The sequence below is a fragment of the Spirochaetota bacterium genome, from assembly GCA_026414805.1.
Classification (GTDB): domain Bacteria; phylum Spirochaetota; class UBA4802; order UBA4802; family UB4802; genus UBA4802.
In genome coordinates this window covers 1-14,439 of sequence record JAOAIH010000040.1, presented here as the reverse complement: position 1 = coordinate 14,439, position 14,439 = coordinate 1, and the positions used below count along the sequence as shown (strand labels likewise).

At 36.8% G+C, this 14,439-nt stretch carries 13 protein-coding genes; 2 read left to right on the top strand and 11 right to left on the bottom strand.

Going from position 1 to position 14,439, the window contains the following annotated elements:
- Positions 1-47 precede the first annotated feature (47 nt).
- The 3 genes from N3F66_09310 to N3F66_09300 are packed head-to-tail and all read right to left on the bottom strand — an operon-like array spanning position 48 to position 3,149.
- Complete coding sequence (locus tag N3F66_09310) at positions 48-821, bottom strand: ABC transporter ATP-binding protein (GenBank protein MCX8124348.1); 774 nt, start codon at positions 819-821, stop codon at positions 48-50.
- Positions 809-1,654 (bottom strand): hypothetical protein, encoded by an 846-nt coding sequence (locus N3F66_09305; GenBank protein ID MCX8124347.1) that lies wholly within the window; start codon positions 1,652-1,654, stop codon positions 809-811. The genes N3F66_09310 and N3F66_09305 overlap by 13 nt, the downstream gene beginning before the upstream one ends.
- Positions 1,620-3,149, bottom strand: coding sequence for a tetratricopeptide repeat protein (locus N3F66_09300; protein MCX8124346.1), 1,530 nt, complete (start codon positions 3,147-3,149; stop codon positions 1,620-1,622). The genes N3F66_09305 and N3F66_09300 overlap by 35 nt, the downstream gene beginning before the upstream one ends.
- A 191-nt stretch (positions 3,150-3,340) precedes the next feature.
- Here N3F66_09300 and murJ point away from each other — a divergent pair, with 191 nt between their 5' ends.
- Positions 3,341-4,852, top strand: a complete 1,512-nt coding sequence (gene murJ, locus N3F66_09295; GenBank protein ID MCX8124345.1) for a murein biosynthesis integral membrane protein MurJ — start codon at positions 3,341-3,343, stop codon at positions 4,850-4,852.
- Here the strand turns inward: murJ and N3F66_09290 are convergent.
- From N3F66_09290 to N3F66_09255, 8 genes are all read right to left on the bottom strand, one after another.
- On the bottom strand, positions 4,833-5,609 hold the full coding sequence (locus N3F66_09290) for a transglutaminase domain-containing protein (protein ID MCX8124344.1): 777 nt from the start codon (positions 5,607-5,609) through the stop codon (positions 4,833-4,835). The genes murJ and N3F66_09290 overlap by 20 nt on opposite strands.
- Positions 5,610-5,611: 2 nt before the next feature.
- Positions 5,612-6,301, bottom strand: coding sequence for a hypothetical protein (locus tag N3F66_09285; GenBank protein ID MCX8124343.1), 690 nt, complete (start codon positions 6,299-6,301; stop codon positions 5,612-5,614).
- Between the two features lie 169 nt (positions 6,302-6,470).
- Positions 6,471-7,907, bottom strand: a complete 1,437-nt coding sequence (gltX, locus tag N3F66_09280) for a glutamate--tRNA ligase (GenBank protein MCX8124342.1) — start codon at positions 7,905-7,907, stop codon at positions 6,471-6,473.
- A gap of 32 nt (positions 7,908-7,939) precedes the next feature.
- Positions 7,940-8,173, bottom strand: a complete 234-nt coding sequence (locus N3F66_09275; protein ID MCX8124341.1) for a YgiT-type zinc finger protein — start codon at positions 8,171-8,173, stop codon at positions 7,940-7,942.
- Positions 8,174-8,283: 110 nt separating this feature from the next.
- Complete coding sequence (locus N3F66_09270; protein ID MCX8124340.1) at positions 8,284-8,793, bottom strand: GNAT family N-acetyltransferase; 510 nt, start codon at positions 8,791-8,793, stop codon at positions 8,284-8,286.
- Positions 8,790-9,776 carry an ATP-grasp domain-containing protein gene (locus N3F66_09265; GenBank protein ID MCX8124339.1) on the bottom strand — a complete coding sequence of 329 codons (987 nt, stop codon included), beginning with the start codon at positions 9,774-9,776 and terminating at the stop codon, positions 8,790-8,792. Before N3F66_09265 ends, N3F66_09270 begins: the two co-directional genes overlap by 4 nt.
- A gap of 84 nt (positions 9,777-9,860) precedes the next feature.
- A complete protein-coding gene (locus tag N3F66_09260; protein MCX8124338.1) occupies positions 9,861-10,895 on the bottom strand; it encodes an ATP-grasp domain-containing protein in 1,035 nt (344 codons plus the stop codon).
- Positions 10,892-12,160: a KamA family radical SAM protein gene (locus N3F66_09255; protein MCX8124337.1), complete on the bottom strand. Its 1,269-nt coding sequence runs from the start codon at positions 12,158-12,160 to the stop codon at positions 10,892-10,894. The genes N3F66_09260 and N3F66_09255 overlap by 4 nt, the downstream gene beginning before the upstream one ends.
- A gap of 856 nt (positions 12,161-13,016) precedes the next feature.
- Between N3F66_09255 and N3F66_09250 the strand changes: the two genes are divergently transcribed.
- Positions 13,017-14,366: a flagellar hook-length control protein FliK gene (locus N3F66_09250; GenBank protein ID MCX8124336.1), complete on the top strand. Its 1,350-nt coding sequence runs from the start codon at positions 13,017-13,019 to the stop codon at positions 14,364-14,366.
- Positions 14,367-14,439 lie beyond the last annotated feature (73 nt).

Sequence of the window (14,439 nt, the reverse complement as noted above, 5' to 3'; positions counted from 1 at the left end):
TATTACTTGAAAGTATGCATAGACTATAGCAGTATGATATTTGACAGTTAATACTCAAAATAGAGATGCACGTTTGGCTTGCCATTATAGATATTTCGTGTAATAAATACATCAATCCCTAAAAATTTTTTTATAACATCTTGGCTTAAATCGGCAGGAATACAAGAGTGAACTATTGTGCCGTTTTCCATTATGTAAAATTTATCTACCGTTTGAGCAAGAAAATTAATGTCATGTGAAGCAATAATACATAAGTTTTTTCCTGTAGAACAGTATCGTATAATTGCATCGTGAAGCTTGCTATAGGAAAGTAAAGAAAGATTTTGTGTAGGATTATCCAGCAGTACTACCTGTGCCTGACGGATAAAATGAAAAGCTAATAGCGCGCGTGCTTGAATATCGGCTGAAAGTAACATTAGTGGTGTATTTGTGTATTGCTGTAAATCAAAGAGATCAATATATTTACTGACAATCTCAAAATCAAACGGCTGAAATGGTGAAAGAAAACGTTTATAGGGCAATCTGCTCAATAAAAGATAATCACCAAGTGTTATGTAGTAGTTGTGATAAATTCCTGGTGGTTGAAAAGAAACTTTTTGTGCAAAATCATTTTTTTTTAAAGCTTTAATTGATTTGGAATTAAAAGTAATTTGGCCGGTGTAGTGTGTGTAGTGTTGAGAAATTGTTTGAAGCAATACAGATTTGCCACATGAGGGTTTGCCAATAATACCAATAATTTCACCTTCAAAAAATTCAACTGTTATGTTATTAAGTATCTGATTATCAGCAATTGTTAATGAAAGATTGTTCAGCTTGAGCATGGTAACCTCTTAGCATGAATAAATACAAAGAAAAAGTCAATGATTACGATTGGGATAATAATATACAGTGGGCTTATATAGTGTTGTGCATATAGCAGTGAAGATATAATTATCGTTAATACAATTACAGATATGATTTGATTAGATTTGCGTAGTAACGGAATAGTTGTGAGCAATGCTCCCATCCACCCAATTAAAAGAAAGATGAAGGTAGTGACTACAGCTTTAGTAATACTTATTATCAAAGGGAAAACAGTTTCGTTAAACGGTAAAAGAGTGTAATAATTGCTCCCTAAACTAATAATGCTCAATTCATATTTTAATTTTGAAAGATATATATGTAGCATACTCATGAGTGTAGAAATAATAATGATGGATAATGTATTGCCCCTAACACCAATAATAATTTTACCAGGATAATCATCAAAAGTGCCAATGTGATTGAGATATGCACTGATAAAAAGAAATACAATTGAAAAAAGTAAAGCGGTAAAATAGGTATCACGGTAAACTTCTGATGATGAAAAAAAATAGTGATACGCCAAAAGTACTATTAACGTAACAGTGATTGATAGCGGCACTGATTGTGTAATAATCATGACGATTAAGAATGATAATGAGGCAAGTGGAGCTTCTGCACTGGTGATGTAATCAGGGTAACATGGATTAAGCTGGCACCATGATTGTAACCCTATTGAGGCAATGAAGGCTATAGTGACGATATGCAGAAAATCAAATATGAAAAAGAACGCTATCGCAATTGCCGCAATACACAGACCCTGTAGTACGGCAACAATGTTATTGTGGATTAGTGTGTTCTGTAGAAGTTTCATGGGGTGTGGATGAATCCTTGGTTTCCTGTGGTTGTATTGTTACCGAAACTTCACGCTGCTTTTCAACTTCCTTATACAGCGGTTTTAGTAATTTGTCTTCCTTTACTTTATTAATGAAATTTGTATCGTAGTAGTTGGTGTATATTATCTCTTTTGCTTTTGAGGTATTGTTAATTAAGGCATAGCATCTGCAAAGAATAATTAAGTCATTATCTGCAAGCTTGAATCTGGTAAAATGAGCTATCGCCTCATTATACTGTGCAAGCATATACAGTGAGCGTGCATAGTTTAACATGAGGGATTCATCGCGCAAATTTTGGGGAACTATTGCGGTAAGTTCTACCACCCGAGAATATTGTTTGGTGGTATAATAATACTGCGCTGTGGCAATGAATGCCTTTATGTATTTTGAAGGCACTTCCTTTTGTTTTTGGCGGTATTGCAAGTACACTTTTTCAAAATATTCATATGCCTTGTTGTCATTTTTATTATAATATACCAAACCTAATTGGTACAGTATTTCAGGATTATTTGAATCAATTTTATATGCAGATTGCAATGTTAAAAGAGCCCCATCATAATCATTCTTCTGCATCTGAATGGCTGATAATAACAAATATGGTGCAAGGTTTCCTTTTTTTGTTGATATAGCCTGTTCAAGTAAACTTTGGGCTTTTTCATACTGCCCACTATTATAGTATGAGGTTGCTGTTTTAAGCTGAATAGTGTACTTCATGTCTTTATCAATAAATGCATATTCAAGCGCAGATTCAAATGATGTGGCTGCTTCGGCGTATCGCTTATCCTGGAAATATATTTCCCCTACAAGCATCTGAAGTTCCCCATAAAAGGGTATGCGGTATAAAATCTGATTGAAATAGTTTAACGCATCACGGTACTGGTTTTGTGAGTAGTAATACATGCCTATTTCAAATACAGGGGAAAGAAAAGAGCTATCCAGCATTGCAGCCTGTCTAAAATGCTGCAACGCTACCATATAATCCTTTGATTTGGTATTGAGACCTTCTTCATATTCTTTACGTGCATCTTCATTTTCGGTCCACATGAGCTTGTTAATGAGGTTTTCTGCTTTTGTTTTTGCTGATGCCTCGCCAAGTACTTCATAAAAGTATTTACATGTTTTGATAGTCTTTGGGAAGTTGGATTTTGATTCGTAGATTACAATCAGGTTCCAGTATGCTAAATTACGGTATTTGGGGGTCATTTTGCGAGCGACAGCTTTTTCAAAATACTCCAGTGCCGCATCAAGGTTGCCCCTGTTTTTTTCAATTTCTCCAATAAAATAATATGAATCCCCTCTATCTGTGGTTTCAATATCTTTTAAAAAATTTTCTTTTGCTTTTTCCCAATTTTTGTGGACATAATAGCGGCATCCAGCTTCGTAATAATTGACGGCTTCAACATCTGGAACAAATATACTAAATACTGAAAGTAACGCAAAAAATGTTATGCTCGTAATTAAAGGATGACTCATATAATGTATCCTTGAAATTGTTGTTGATTCAATAGTTGTACTGTATGCAATTGGTGCTGAAAATGTTCAATCAATAAGTATTAGCTTATTCTGAAACATCCTCTAGAAAAAGAGGAACACATGCATTATTCAAAAAGTGTTTTAATATAATTACTGTGATGTAATAGTAAATATGTCAATACATTAATTGTATGAACTCTCTACGGTCAACTACATATATTGCTTTAGCAACTACATTGAGCAGAATACTTGGTTTTGTGCGCGATATGGTTATTGCCTGGATCTTTGGCGCTTCATGGCAGATTGATGCATTTTTTGCTGCATTCAGAATCCCTAATCTGGTGCGACGGCTTGTTGCTGAAGGTACACTATCTCTACCGCTGGTGTCTGTTATTATGAGCTATCGCCAAAAAGAAGAAAGAAAGCAAATGGCACAAAGACTATTTTCAGTATATTTTATTGCAGGGGTGTTCATATCAATAGCAGGTATATTTGCAGCACCGTTTATAGCTGGGATTTTGGGCTTTGGATTTAGTGCGGATGTCTTAGACCTTTCAGTTGTATTATTGCGAATGATGTTCGTATATTGTTTGTGTGCAAGCATTGTTGCATTTGCCATGGGTATCTTAAACACTAGTGGTATTTTCTTTATACCCGCACTGTCACCACTATTGCTTAATGTGGGTATCATTCTTTTTTGCTATTTTGCCTATATGTATTCAAATGTAATGTGGCTTGCAGCAGGTGTGGTAGCCGGTGGTGTGATGCAGTGCTTGACTGTGGTGTTTCCGTTGTCAAAGACTGGTGTTCGTTTAAGGATACAGTCAGTTGAAAAGAATATATATTTTGATATGTCACGTATGGTGGTATCTTCAGTGATGGGTGTTGCAGTATATCACGTTAACGTCCTTGTAAATACAATGATGGCATCAACATTACAACAAGGAAGCGTAAGCTATCTATATTATGCTGATAGATTCATTGAAATTGTAAGCGGTGTATTTATAATTTCAATGAGCAATGCATATCATCCTGAAATATCGCATTTGTGGGCACAGCAAAAAATTGATCAACTGCAATCAACAATAACTAAAATACTACAGGCGTCATTATTTATTGCATTTCCTGCCAGTGCAGGCCTTATTGCAACAGGCAGGATCATCCTTGCCACTTTTTTTGAACATGGTAATTTTTATAGCTATGAAACAGCCATGACCTATACAGCGCTTGCGTATGCCGCAGTGGGTATTCCTGCCTTTGCAGTAGTAAGAATTATAATGCCCCTTTTTATCAGCATGAGGGCATCAACATTCATTAATAAAATTTCTATAAGCGCAGTTGCTCTCAATATAGTTGTGGGCTTTGTACTTATGCGCACTTCACTTATGCATGGTGGTCTTGCTCTGGCAAACAGCATCTCATTATTTTTTGTGGCGATAGCTCTTATTATAAAACTTATGCATACAATGAAGGTAGCAGTAAGTAAAAACTTTATGACATCACTGCTACAGTATTGTGGTGCTGCTGTAGTAATGGGCGTAGTGCTTTATGCAGTGCAATGGTTTTTTGGATATCAGAAAGGTATTGTGTATACATTTGTTCTTGTGGCATTAGGTGTTGTACTGTATGTGAGTATGTGCAGGATAATGAATCCTGCTATGCAATTACGTATACTGTTAGAATCTATTCGGAAAGATAGGTAACTTTAAGATTTTGTATTTGTGCCATAGATTCAAGAAAATTAAGTGGCATTTCTGTTTCAAGTGAGTGATGTGATAAGGCAATATAACAATTTGTTTTCTTTTTTCCAGGTCGCGTAGCATCAACCAGTATCCATTTATTATTATAAAAAGCTTCTGCCCACATGTGGAATACAAACACATTTTTTTTACCTGCATATTCTTTTACAGCTATCATGCCAACCACAGCACGCGCAGGTATGTGGAGTGCTCTAAGGAGAGCAATAGTTGCAATTGCATGTTCAGTACAGTCACCTTTTTTAATTTCAAAGATTGAAGGAGCTGGTATGATGGGGATTCCTTCAGTCTTGGTTTCTATTGTGTGGTATACAAGTTGTTCTGCTTCTTCAATAGTGTTTTTTCCGGTTATTCTTTTTGCGTTTTGAAGAATTATTGGATTATTTAATTGCAATAATCGTGTGTCCTTTAAATCATTTTGTGAAGGCTTTTCCTGATATTCTTTGTTTGTGCCAGTTACACAAATAATTGCATATCGATTGTTGTTATGCTTTGAAGAAATGATTTTTTGATATGGTGTTTGAATTAGCGTAAATGCATTATCCGAAGTTATCATAAAAAGCGAAATATTTTCTTCCCATAATTTATTGGTAATATTGTCAATTGTAACCGTTGAAAAACTGGATGGTAATGGTTGTGAATATATGTATACTACACAACCAGCCACAACAGTAGTAATAGCTATGGCAAATAATTTTTTCATTGTCAGTCCTTTCGGATGATGTCCAGTTGCATGTTCAGCATTTTTATGGAGCTTTTCAACACTACACCGTTTTCATCAAGGTATACAATAATATTTTTGATTTTCCCAATACTTTGTTCAATTTTCCAAGCTTTTTTAATCTGACTGTTAACTGATATTGTTTCAGTACCTGCAAGTGTAATGGTTACTGGAATAGTGTTCTCTCTTTCGAGAGATGGATCATATATATTTTGTGTTATCTTCAACCCTTTTTTAAATTTATTTTTAATAAGCATGTACAGAAAGTAATTCCCATCAAGGACATACTCATCGTCAAGGGTTATAATGGTTTTACTATTATTTTCTATAAGTGTTACGGTGTTGCCATTGCATAGGGCTACTATGTCAAGTTTTTGTTGTGTTTGCCCCTGTTTGATATATGTATGTTTTTCAAGCTTTACTGGTTTACAGTCTAATGTTTCTATTATAGTATCCTGTGATTGTGTTATGCCATTACCCATTGATAAATCAAAACGATAGATATATAGATTATCCTGAATGCTGTTTGAAATGGTTGCAACACCCATTTCTACACCATTAATTAGCAAATTGTACTGCCAGGTGCCTACCGGAATTTCTTTTGGTGCTTGTGCTGAACATGCACACACGTTTAAAATAATTGTTATGATTATTACAAAAATAAATCGTTTCATACCTATGATAAACTCCTACAACACTATAGTTTCATTCATGTCATTATGATTTTAACCTTGAGTCTCTACCATGCAATTTTGTATCTAACCATAAAACTCAATTGCGTCATTCCGTATGTAATCATAAATTCCCACTCCGTCATTCCGGGCTTGAGCTGGAATCTTCACTTTATTTAGCAAAGCGTTCATAGCAATATTCTATACGTTTTGCAAAACGTTCAAAACCCAGCAGCGGTAATATTTTATCAAGCTCCGGACCATGTAATCTCCCTGTAACCATTGCTCTGAATGGCATAAAAAGCATCTTCCCCTTCAATCCAGTTTTTTGTTTTATGATGTTGAGTGTTTCGGCACTGTAATTATTTTCATTAATAGTGCTGTGTAGCAGTTCATGTGCAGTTTTTATAACTTCTTTGGCTTCAGGCTTTGATAACATTTCCAGTGCATCTTCTTCAAACTTCACTGTATCGCCATAGAATAGTGATATCTCCTTAACAATATCCGATGCTATCTCGCAATTTCCACGTACAGTGTCAATTACATTGTTAAGCCATTCTCTATCAGATGTACTCAGGCCTGCATTTTCAATGTAGGGATAAAATAGTGCCCGCGCTTGATCAATGGGAAGACTTCGTAAATACACTGAGTTCATCCATTTAAGTTTTTGGAAGTCAAAGATTGCCGAACTTTTACCAATCTTAGACAATTCAAATTGTTCAACCAGTGTGTCAATGGGAGCTATTTCCTCCCCTGATTCTAATGTCCATCCTAACAATGCCAGGTAATTAAACAATGCCTGTGGTAAGTAGCCCTGTTCACGGTATACAGCAACGGAAGTTATACCGTGGCGTTTTGACAACTTGGTTCGATCAGGACCAAGTAAAAGTGGCATGTGAGCGTAGTGAGGAACTGGTAGATCCAATGCCATGGCAATCAAAATCTGCTTAGGTGTATTGGGCAGGTGATCCTCACCGCGGATTACATGTGAAATGTTCATTAGTGTGTCGTCAATAATTACAATATAGTTATATACAGGTACGCCATCAGAGCGCACTATGATAAAATCACCGCCAATATTTTCGCTGTTAAATACTACTTTGCCTTTAATATGATCGTCTATAGAAATGGTAATTCCATCCTTAACCCTAAAACGCACAGTTGGCTTACGTCCCTGGTTTTCATACGCTTTTTTTTGTTCTAGTGTAAGGTTGCGACAGGTCCCGGGATATACAAATGGTTTATTCATTTGGGCTGCAATCTGTCGTTGTGCGTCAAGTTCTTCCTGACTGCAGTAGCAATGATATGCATTGCCGCTTGCAAGTAGTTTTTCAGTATATTCTTGGTAAATGGTAAATCGTTCAGATTGCCGGTATGGGCCAAAACTACCACCGCAATCAGGACCTTCATCCCACTGTATGCCAAGCCATTGTAAGTCGTTGAGTATAGATTGCTCTGATTCCTTAGTGCTGCGTTCCATATCAGTATCTTCAATACGGAGGATATAGGTGGCATTATATTTTTTCTTAAACAAATAATTGAGTACTGCAGTTCGCGCATTGCCCACATGCAGAAAACCTGTAGGGCTTGGTGCAAATCGTACGCGCATGATCGCATTCTCCTAATATTATGTTAATAAAGTTAATAATCGTATGTATGTACTGAAGGGGTGCCGGTGACAATCTCTTTTGTTTCCCGTTCAACCCGTTTACGTAATGCTTGTATTTTATCAACAACGTCATCTTCAAACAATATTTTACCACATCGGGTACACCTGTATGCCGGAATATTTTCAATAACAAGATAAAAGTGTTGCCCACTGATACTGTAGCAGCTTTTACCTTGGGTCAATATTCCACCACACAAACATTCCATAACAACCTCATAGTAATAACATCATTGTAACACGCTATTTGTCAAGATACAATTGATATTCATAAAAAAACAAAGAAAAATTAAAAAGTATGGAGATAGTAACCGGGAAGTTATAATAATTTTTTATAGAAAACTAATTTATCATCACCATCAGCATAAAAATCCTTAAATACTGCAATAATGGTATATCCAGCTTTTAAATAGAATGCATGGGTTGGCTGATATAATTTTCTTCCAGAAGTTTCTATGTAAAAATGTTTGCCATCCTCATGCCTGATCTTCTCTTCAGCCTGCTGTAGTAATGCATATCCAATACCTTTTCCTTGATAGTGGGGGTCTACAGCAATCCAGTATACATCGTATGATGCTTTCGTCAATGGTATCTTACCGTAGCAAATATATCCAACTACAGTAGACTCATATTCAGCAAATATAAATTGATATGTTGAGCTATCGCCAAATTTTAATTTTTCATTGAGTAATTCTAATGCAATATCAATTTCTTCGGGATAAAAAAAACCAGTTGCTTCAAGAATTGCTACTAAGGCATCCCCATCATCTTCAATAGGGAAATCCCGATATTTGATATTGTATTTTGTAGTGTGCTTCATTTCATTCATGAATATATTTTTTGTGATAGGACAGGATGTCGTATGATTGTATCAAGTGCCTGTGCAAAGGTCAATCCATATTGCTGTACTGCTGCCATAAAACCACTGTAAATAGATATGCAGGGATTGGCATTGACCTCAAGCACAAAAACTTTGTTCCCTCTTACCCTGAAATCAATACGGGCATACCCGTTAAGTGAAAAAATATCCCAGAGTGCAAGGGATATCCTGTCAATTTCGTCCAGTATGGGTTTGTCTTCATCTGAAAAAATAAAACTGCGGTTAGTATTTTCATAGGCAAATGAGGTATGTACCCACTTTGCATCATAATCAACTATTTTATACATAGTGGGTGGGTAGTTATCAAAAAGTATCTCAGCATGTGGCAGAATTTTAACCCCATCATCAGTTAACAGGAGCGATATGTTAAATTCTCTACCATCAATAAATTCTTCTGCAAAAAGATTGCTTGAGGAACAAAGCCTTTCTTTCAGTATGGTGAAGTCCTTTTGTGATTGCACCGTTACTATTGAATCTTGGGTAATATTAATTGATGCGTGGGTGTTGTAGGGTTTGATAATATAGGTGCCATTAAGATCTGCACTATACTCAGTATCTTTAGTAATGTATGCAGGGGTAGGGATATTGTGATGAATCATTATTTTTTTACTTTCAAGCTTATGGCAACTTAGTGCAATAGCACGGGAGCCTGAGCCGGTAAAGGGAATTCCGTACTGCTCAAGCATGAACGGTGCTAAAAACATTAGGTCATCACGGCCAAAAAGGCTTTCGCACAGATTAAAAACAATGCAATTTTTGTGCGATAACTCTTGCAATGACAGCAGATCAAGATGAGAACGCAGTGCTCTGTAGCTAGTGGGATATCCCATCTCTTTAAATATACCACTAAGCTCATCACGCTGCTCCAGAACATCTTTTTCATCTAATGGAGCATCAACATCTACGTACTGGTGGATAAAAATTATCTCCATTCTTCCAACGTATAAAATAATAGTTTTGGTGAATATAGTGATTGGTATTACAAAGTTTTTAACGTTATTATTTTTGTGCAACTATTATTTTATGATGAATGAAGATAAATTTTTTGGAGCTTTATCCAGTAAGCTATAACGCTCTAAGGCATTATACATAATGGTTGCGATCAACTGCTCGTACGATATACCAACGTTAGTGCATATAATGGGCAGGTCGGAGTGTGTTGGATGGAGTCCGGCAAGAGGATTTACTTCAAGAAAGTTTGGATTGCCATAGCTATCGCACTTAATATCAACGCGGCCAGCATCGCGGCAGCCCAGTACCTTCCATGATTGTAATGCTACTGTTATTGCACTTTGTGCAGTAGTATCGCAGGCAAGCTTGTATTCTACTAATTCTTCACACTTTTCCTTATTGGTGTAGGAATATACATTTTCTTCTGCATGCTCACGTACTATAATCTCTATGACACCGATAGCTCTTGCGTTGTTGCCACTGCCAACTATACCCACGGTAAATTCCCTGCCAGGCAGGTATTCTTCAACCAGTACAGGTTGTTTGTATTTTTGAAGTAGCTGCACACAGGTTGTTTCAAGCTGGCCTGAATTGTTGATGATTGAAGAGGCGCTAATGCCTTTGCCAGTTCCTTCAGCGTAAGGCTTTGCAAATAAAGGATAGGTGAGATTGCAATGTGCAATATCATCAACAGTATTAATCAATACGAATGGAGGGGTAGGTATATGGTGGTCACGCAGTATTTGTTTTGTCATTGCTTTATTTAAAGTAAGTGCCATAACCAGTGGGTCAGAGAAAGTGTAAGGAATTGTATAAGCATCAAGCAACGCAGGGATCTGAGCCTCACGCCCTATACCATACATTCCTTCTGCAATATTGAATACAATATCCCAGTGCTTATTGTGTGCCAGGCGTAACACTAGATTGCGGATGTGACCAATTCTCTCGGTGATAAATCCTAACTGCTTAAGCGTGTTGTCAATGGCATCAATGGTTTCTATACTGTCAAATTCCGCAATGGCTTCGTCATCATAGCCCAATGCCTTGTAATCATCTCTGAGGTCGTAGGTCAGGCCAACACGCATGGCTTTTACAGTCATTTTGTATCAGGGTAGTAGAAATATTTATGTTCATAATTTTTCAGAACAATTGAATCATCATCTACCCCCTGGCAATACTGCGGCAACAGAGGGATCTTGCCGCCACCTCCAGGAGCATCAATGACATAGTGTGGTACTGCTAAACCCGTTGTATGCCCGCGCAATCCTGCTATCATTTCAATTCCCTTAGCAACTGAAGTGCGAAAATGATATGAGCCTACTATAGGATCGCACTGATACAGGTAATAGGGGCGTACGCGGCACTGTAGAAGCAGGTGGTATAATTTTTTTAATACATCAACACTATCATTGATACCTTTCAGTAATACTGTCTGGCTGCCCAGTGGAATGCCAGCATTTGCAAGTCTGTTACATGCTTTCATGGTTTCAGGGGTTATTTCATTGGGGTGCGTAAAGTGTATATTTATCCACAAAGGATGATATTTCCTCAGCATACTTACCAGTGAATGGGTAATTCGCTGTGGCAATACAGCAGGGACCTTTGTTCCAATACGTATAATCTCAACATGTGGAATTGCTCTGAGCCGGTTGAGAAGATACTCTATCATGGAATCGTTCATGGTGAGAGGGTCGCCACCTGAGATTAATACATCACGGATCTGAGTATGTTCGGCAATATATCGTAAAGCTGCATCCCAGTTTTTGTTGGGTAGTATGCAGTTTGAACGCCCCACAATGCGTGAGCGGGTACAGTAACGGCAATAGGTAGAGCAAAAATCCGTTACTAAAAAAAGAACCCTGTCTGGATACCGATGTACAAGACCAGGAACGGGGCTATCTTCATCTTCTGAAAGAGGATCATTGGATTCACCGGCATTGTGACTGAGTTCATGTATTGTTGGTACTACGCAGCGGCGAATTGGGTCATTAGGGTTGGTTCGATCAATAAGGCTTGCGTAGTAAGGTGTAATTGACATGGGTAGTTGGGTGTGACTGGTGATTGCATCAACTTCACTTTGTGATAGGTCAAGGATTGCAGACAACTGTTCATACGTACGGATCCTGTTTGCAATCTGCCACCGCCAGTCATTCCATTGGGAGTCAATAACATCAGGATAAAAAAGTTTTCTGAAAATTTTTGTTTTACTTGTTGTTGCGGGTTTATGGACAACATTCCTTGAAGGGAGAATCGTTATCACATTTGGTACTGCACTGCACGCCGAGGGGGGCTCATCAGAATTTGAAGTGGAAAAATCCGGAGGCTCCTGTGTTTCTGTCGTGTGCAGTGATTCAATTGCTTCCATTTGTTTGTGTACCTCGCTTTATCCTGTAATTTTATATCTTATATTCAGTGAATCTAATTCTTCCAATTATAAAATTTGTAATTTGTCAAGAAAAATACAAGATTATGTCGCAAAAAAATTGCATTTTTCTTCTATAAAATTTATAGTATTTCAATCGGCATAGCATTGAAAAAATACAATGCAATTAAAAACAAATATAGAACATGTAAAGGAAAAAAATAAAAAATTACAAAAAAAAGCATCCCTGCTTTTGACAGGGATGAGTGTCCAAGAGGTCTCCCATTTGGGGACGTGAGTCTGGGATCCATAAAAAATGGAGGATCGGCAATTATGGAAGTATTACATTCCAAATAACGCCGCTATACACCTGCCCTTAAGATAGCAGGTAATAGCGCAGAAGTTACAGTACTAGTTATATCACATGAAAAATAGAGCAACAAAAAAAATTTAAATAAATATAAAAATTTTTATATTTTTTATTTATTAGCATCGATTTCCTATTTATGATTGTTAGATGCGATGCAAAAAGGTGTTCATTTTTTATGACTTTAAATATTATCCGTCATCAATTTTACCATCCATTATAAAAAATATTGTTGTACTAAACATTTTATTACCCTTGAAAACATGAATTTTTAGCTTTTTAAAGATAGCCAGATGTTTGCAGTGATTGGTTAATGATGCTGCAACACTTCTATGTATGGAAAAACAAAAAAAATACCATATAATATGACATAATGCAGGAATTTACTGATGTTGGTAAGGCTTAATTACCAAAAAATTAAAATTAATTCATTAAAAAAATGAGGGTAATCGATATTAATGGTAAGACATCATCTTATTTCAGGGTATAAATATGGTAAAACCTGTTGTCATGGATTTTGATTTTAAGGCACAAAGTTCACATACAAATAAAGTAAGTGAACCTGTAACTCCATTCATTTCAATATTGAAAGAAACAGTGCACAATAACAGTGAAACACCATATTTGGCAAATACTAAAAACAACGATTATGGAATACACAATGACAGCAATTATGATGCTACCAGGGCAATAGATAACAAAAATGACAAAAATGAAAAAGAGGCAAATTTTAATATAACTTTGAATCTTTCACAGGCAACAGATAGGAAAATTGCTGATAGGAGGAATTCACAAAAAGATGATGGTGCAGTGCAAAAGTCTGATGTACTGCAATCGTTAGTTTCCTCGTTATTACTGACAAATAATTCGCGGGCGATAGTTACTGATAAAAATATCCCTTCTGCAAAGCAGAATGAATTTAAAAAGGATGTCCATACACGTATTTTCCCCGATACTTCAGCAAAGCCTGAGAAGTTTACTATTAATGATAGTCTTACAAAAAAAGTGGGGAGGGAAAGCATTCAGGATGTTATTAATCAATTGCAGAAAGCCATAGATAATAACAGCAAGGGAAAGGATACAAAAAGCAGCGATATCACCCGGCTGATAGCAAACCTGACGACGTTGCAGAATGCTGGCAAGAAAGATGTGCTCAGTGCTCAGATAGTTCCTCATGTAGTTCATCGCAATGAGCTATCGGACAATAAAAATAAAAAAGTGGAATCAAAATCCACTCATGACAATCACCTTATGGCATTTGGTGCAAGGAGTCAGAAGACTGAACGAAATTCTGAAACTACAATTATTGATGCAGTAAAACAGAAAGGGAAGCTGGAAGAAGCACAACCATTAGATAAAAAAACACCAAACATAACCGAACGCAATGATTCCTTTATTCAGGTAAATAATAAGCAGCTCAATGGCACTGTTGGTGCAACGCAGGCAAAGCCCTTAGTAAATGATGAGCTTATGCAGCTTTTACACAAAGCCAAAGTGATGCAGGAAGGCGAAAGGACAAGCCTAACATTAAAACTACATCCTGAAAGTTTAGGAAAGCTTTCGGTGAATCTGGGGCTTGAGAATGGAATTATCAGCGGACGTTTTATTGTTGAAAGCCAAGAAGCAAAAGAGCTGTTACAGCAGCAACTTGAAGCTATACGCTTTGAACTTGAACAAAGTGGGGTGCACGTGGGTGATTTTGAGGTAAATGTTAAACAACAGCGCCAGCGTGATTTTTCCGAAATTCAGGCTACAGGGCTTCACTATAGTGAAAATACTGAATATGAAGAAGCAAGCAGCCGATATATGTATCATGACGGAGTACTGGACGTTATAATATAAGGAGGAATGATAAAAAAGTCAAAATAGTTGCGGTGGAACGAGGATCTGTTCAACTATGATAATGAACAGGCAG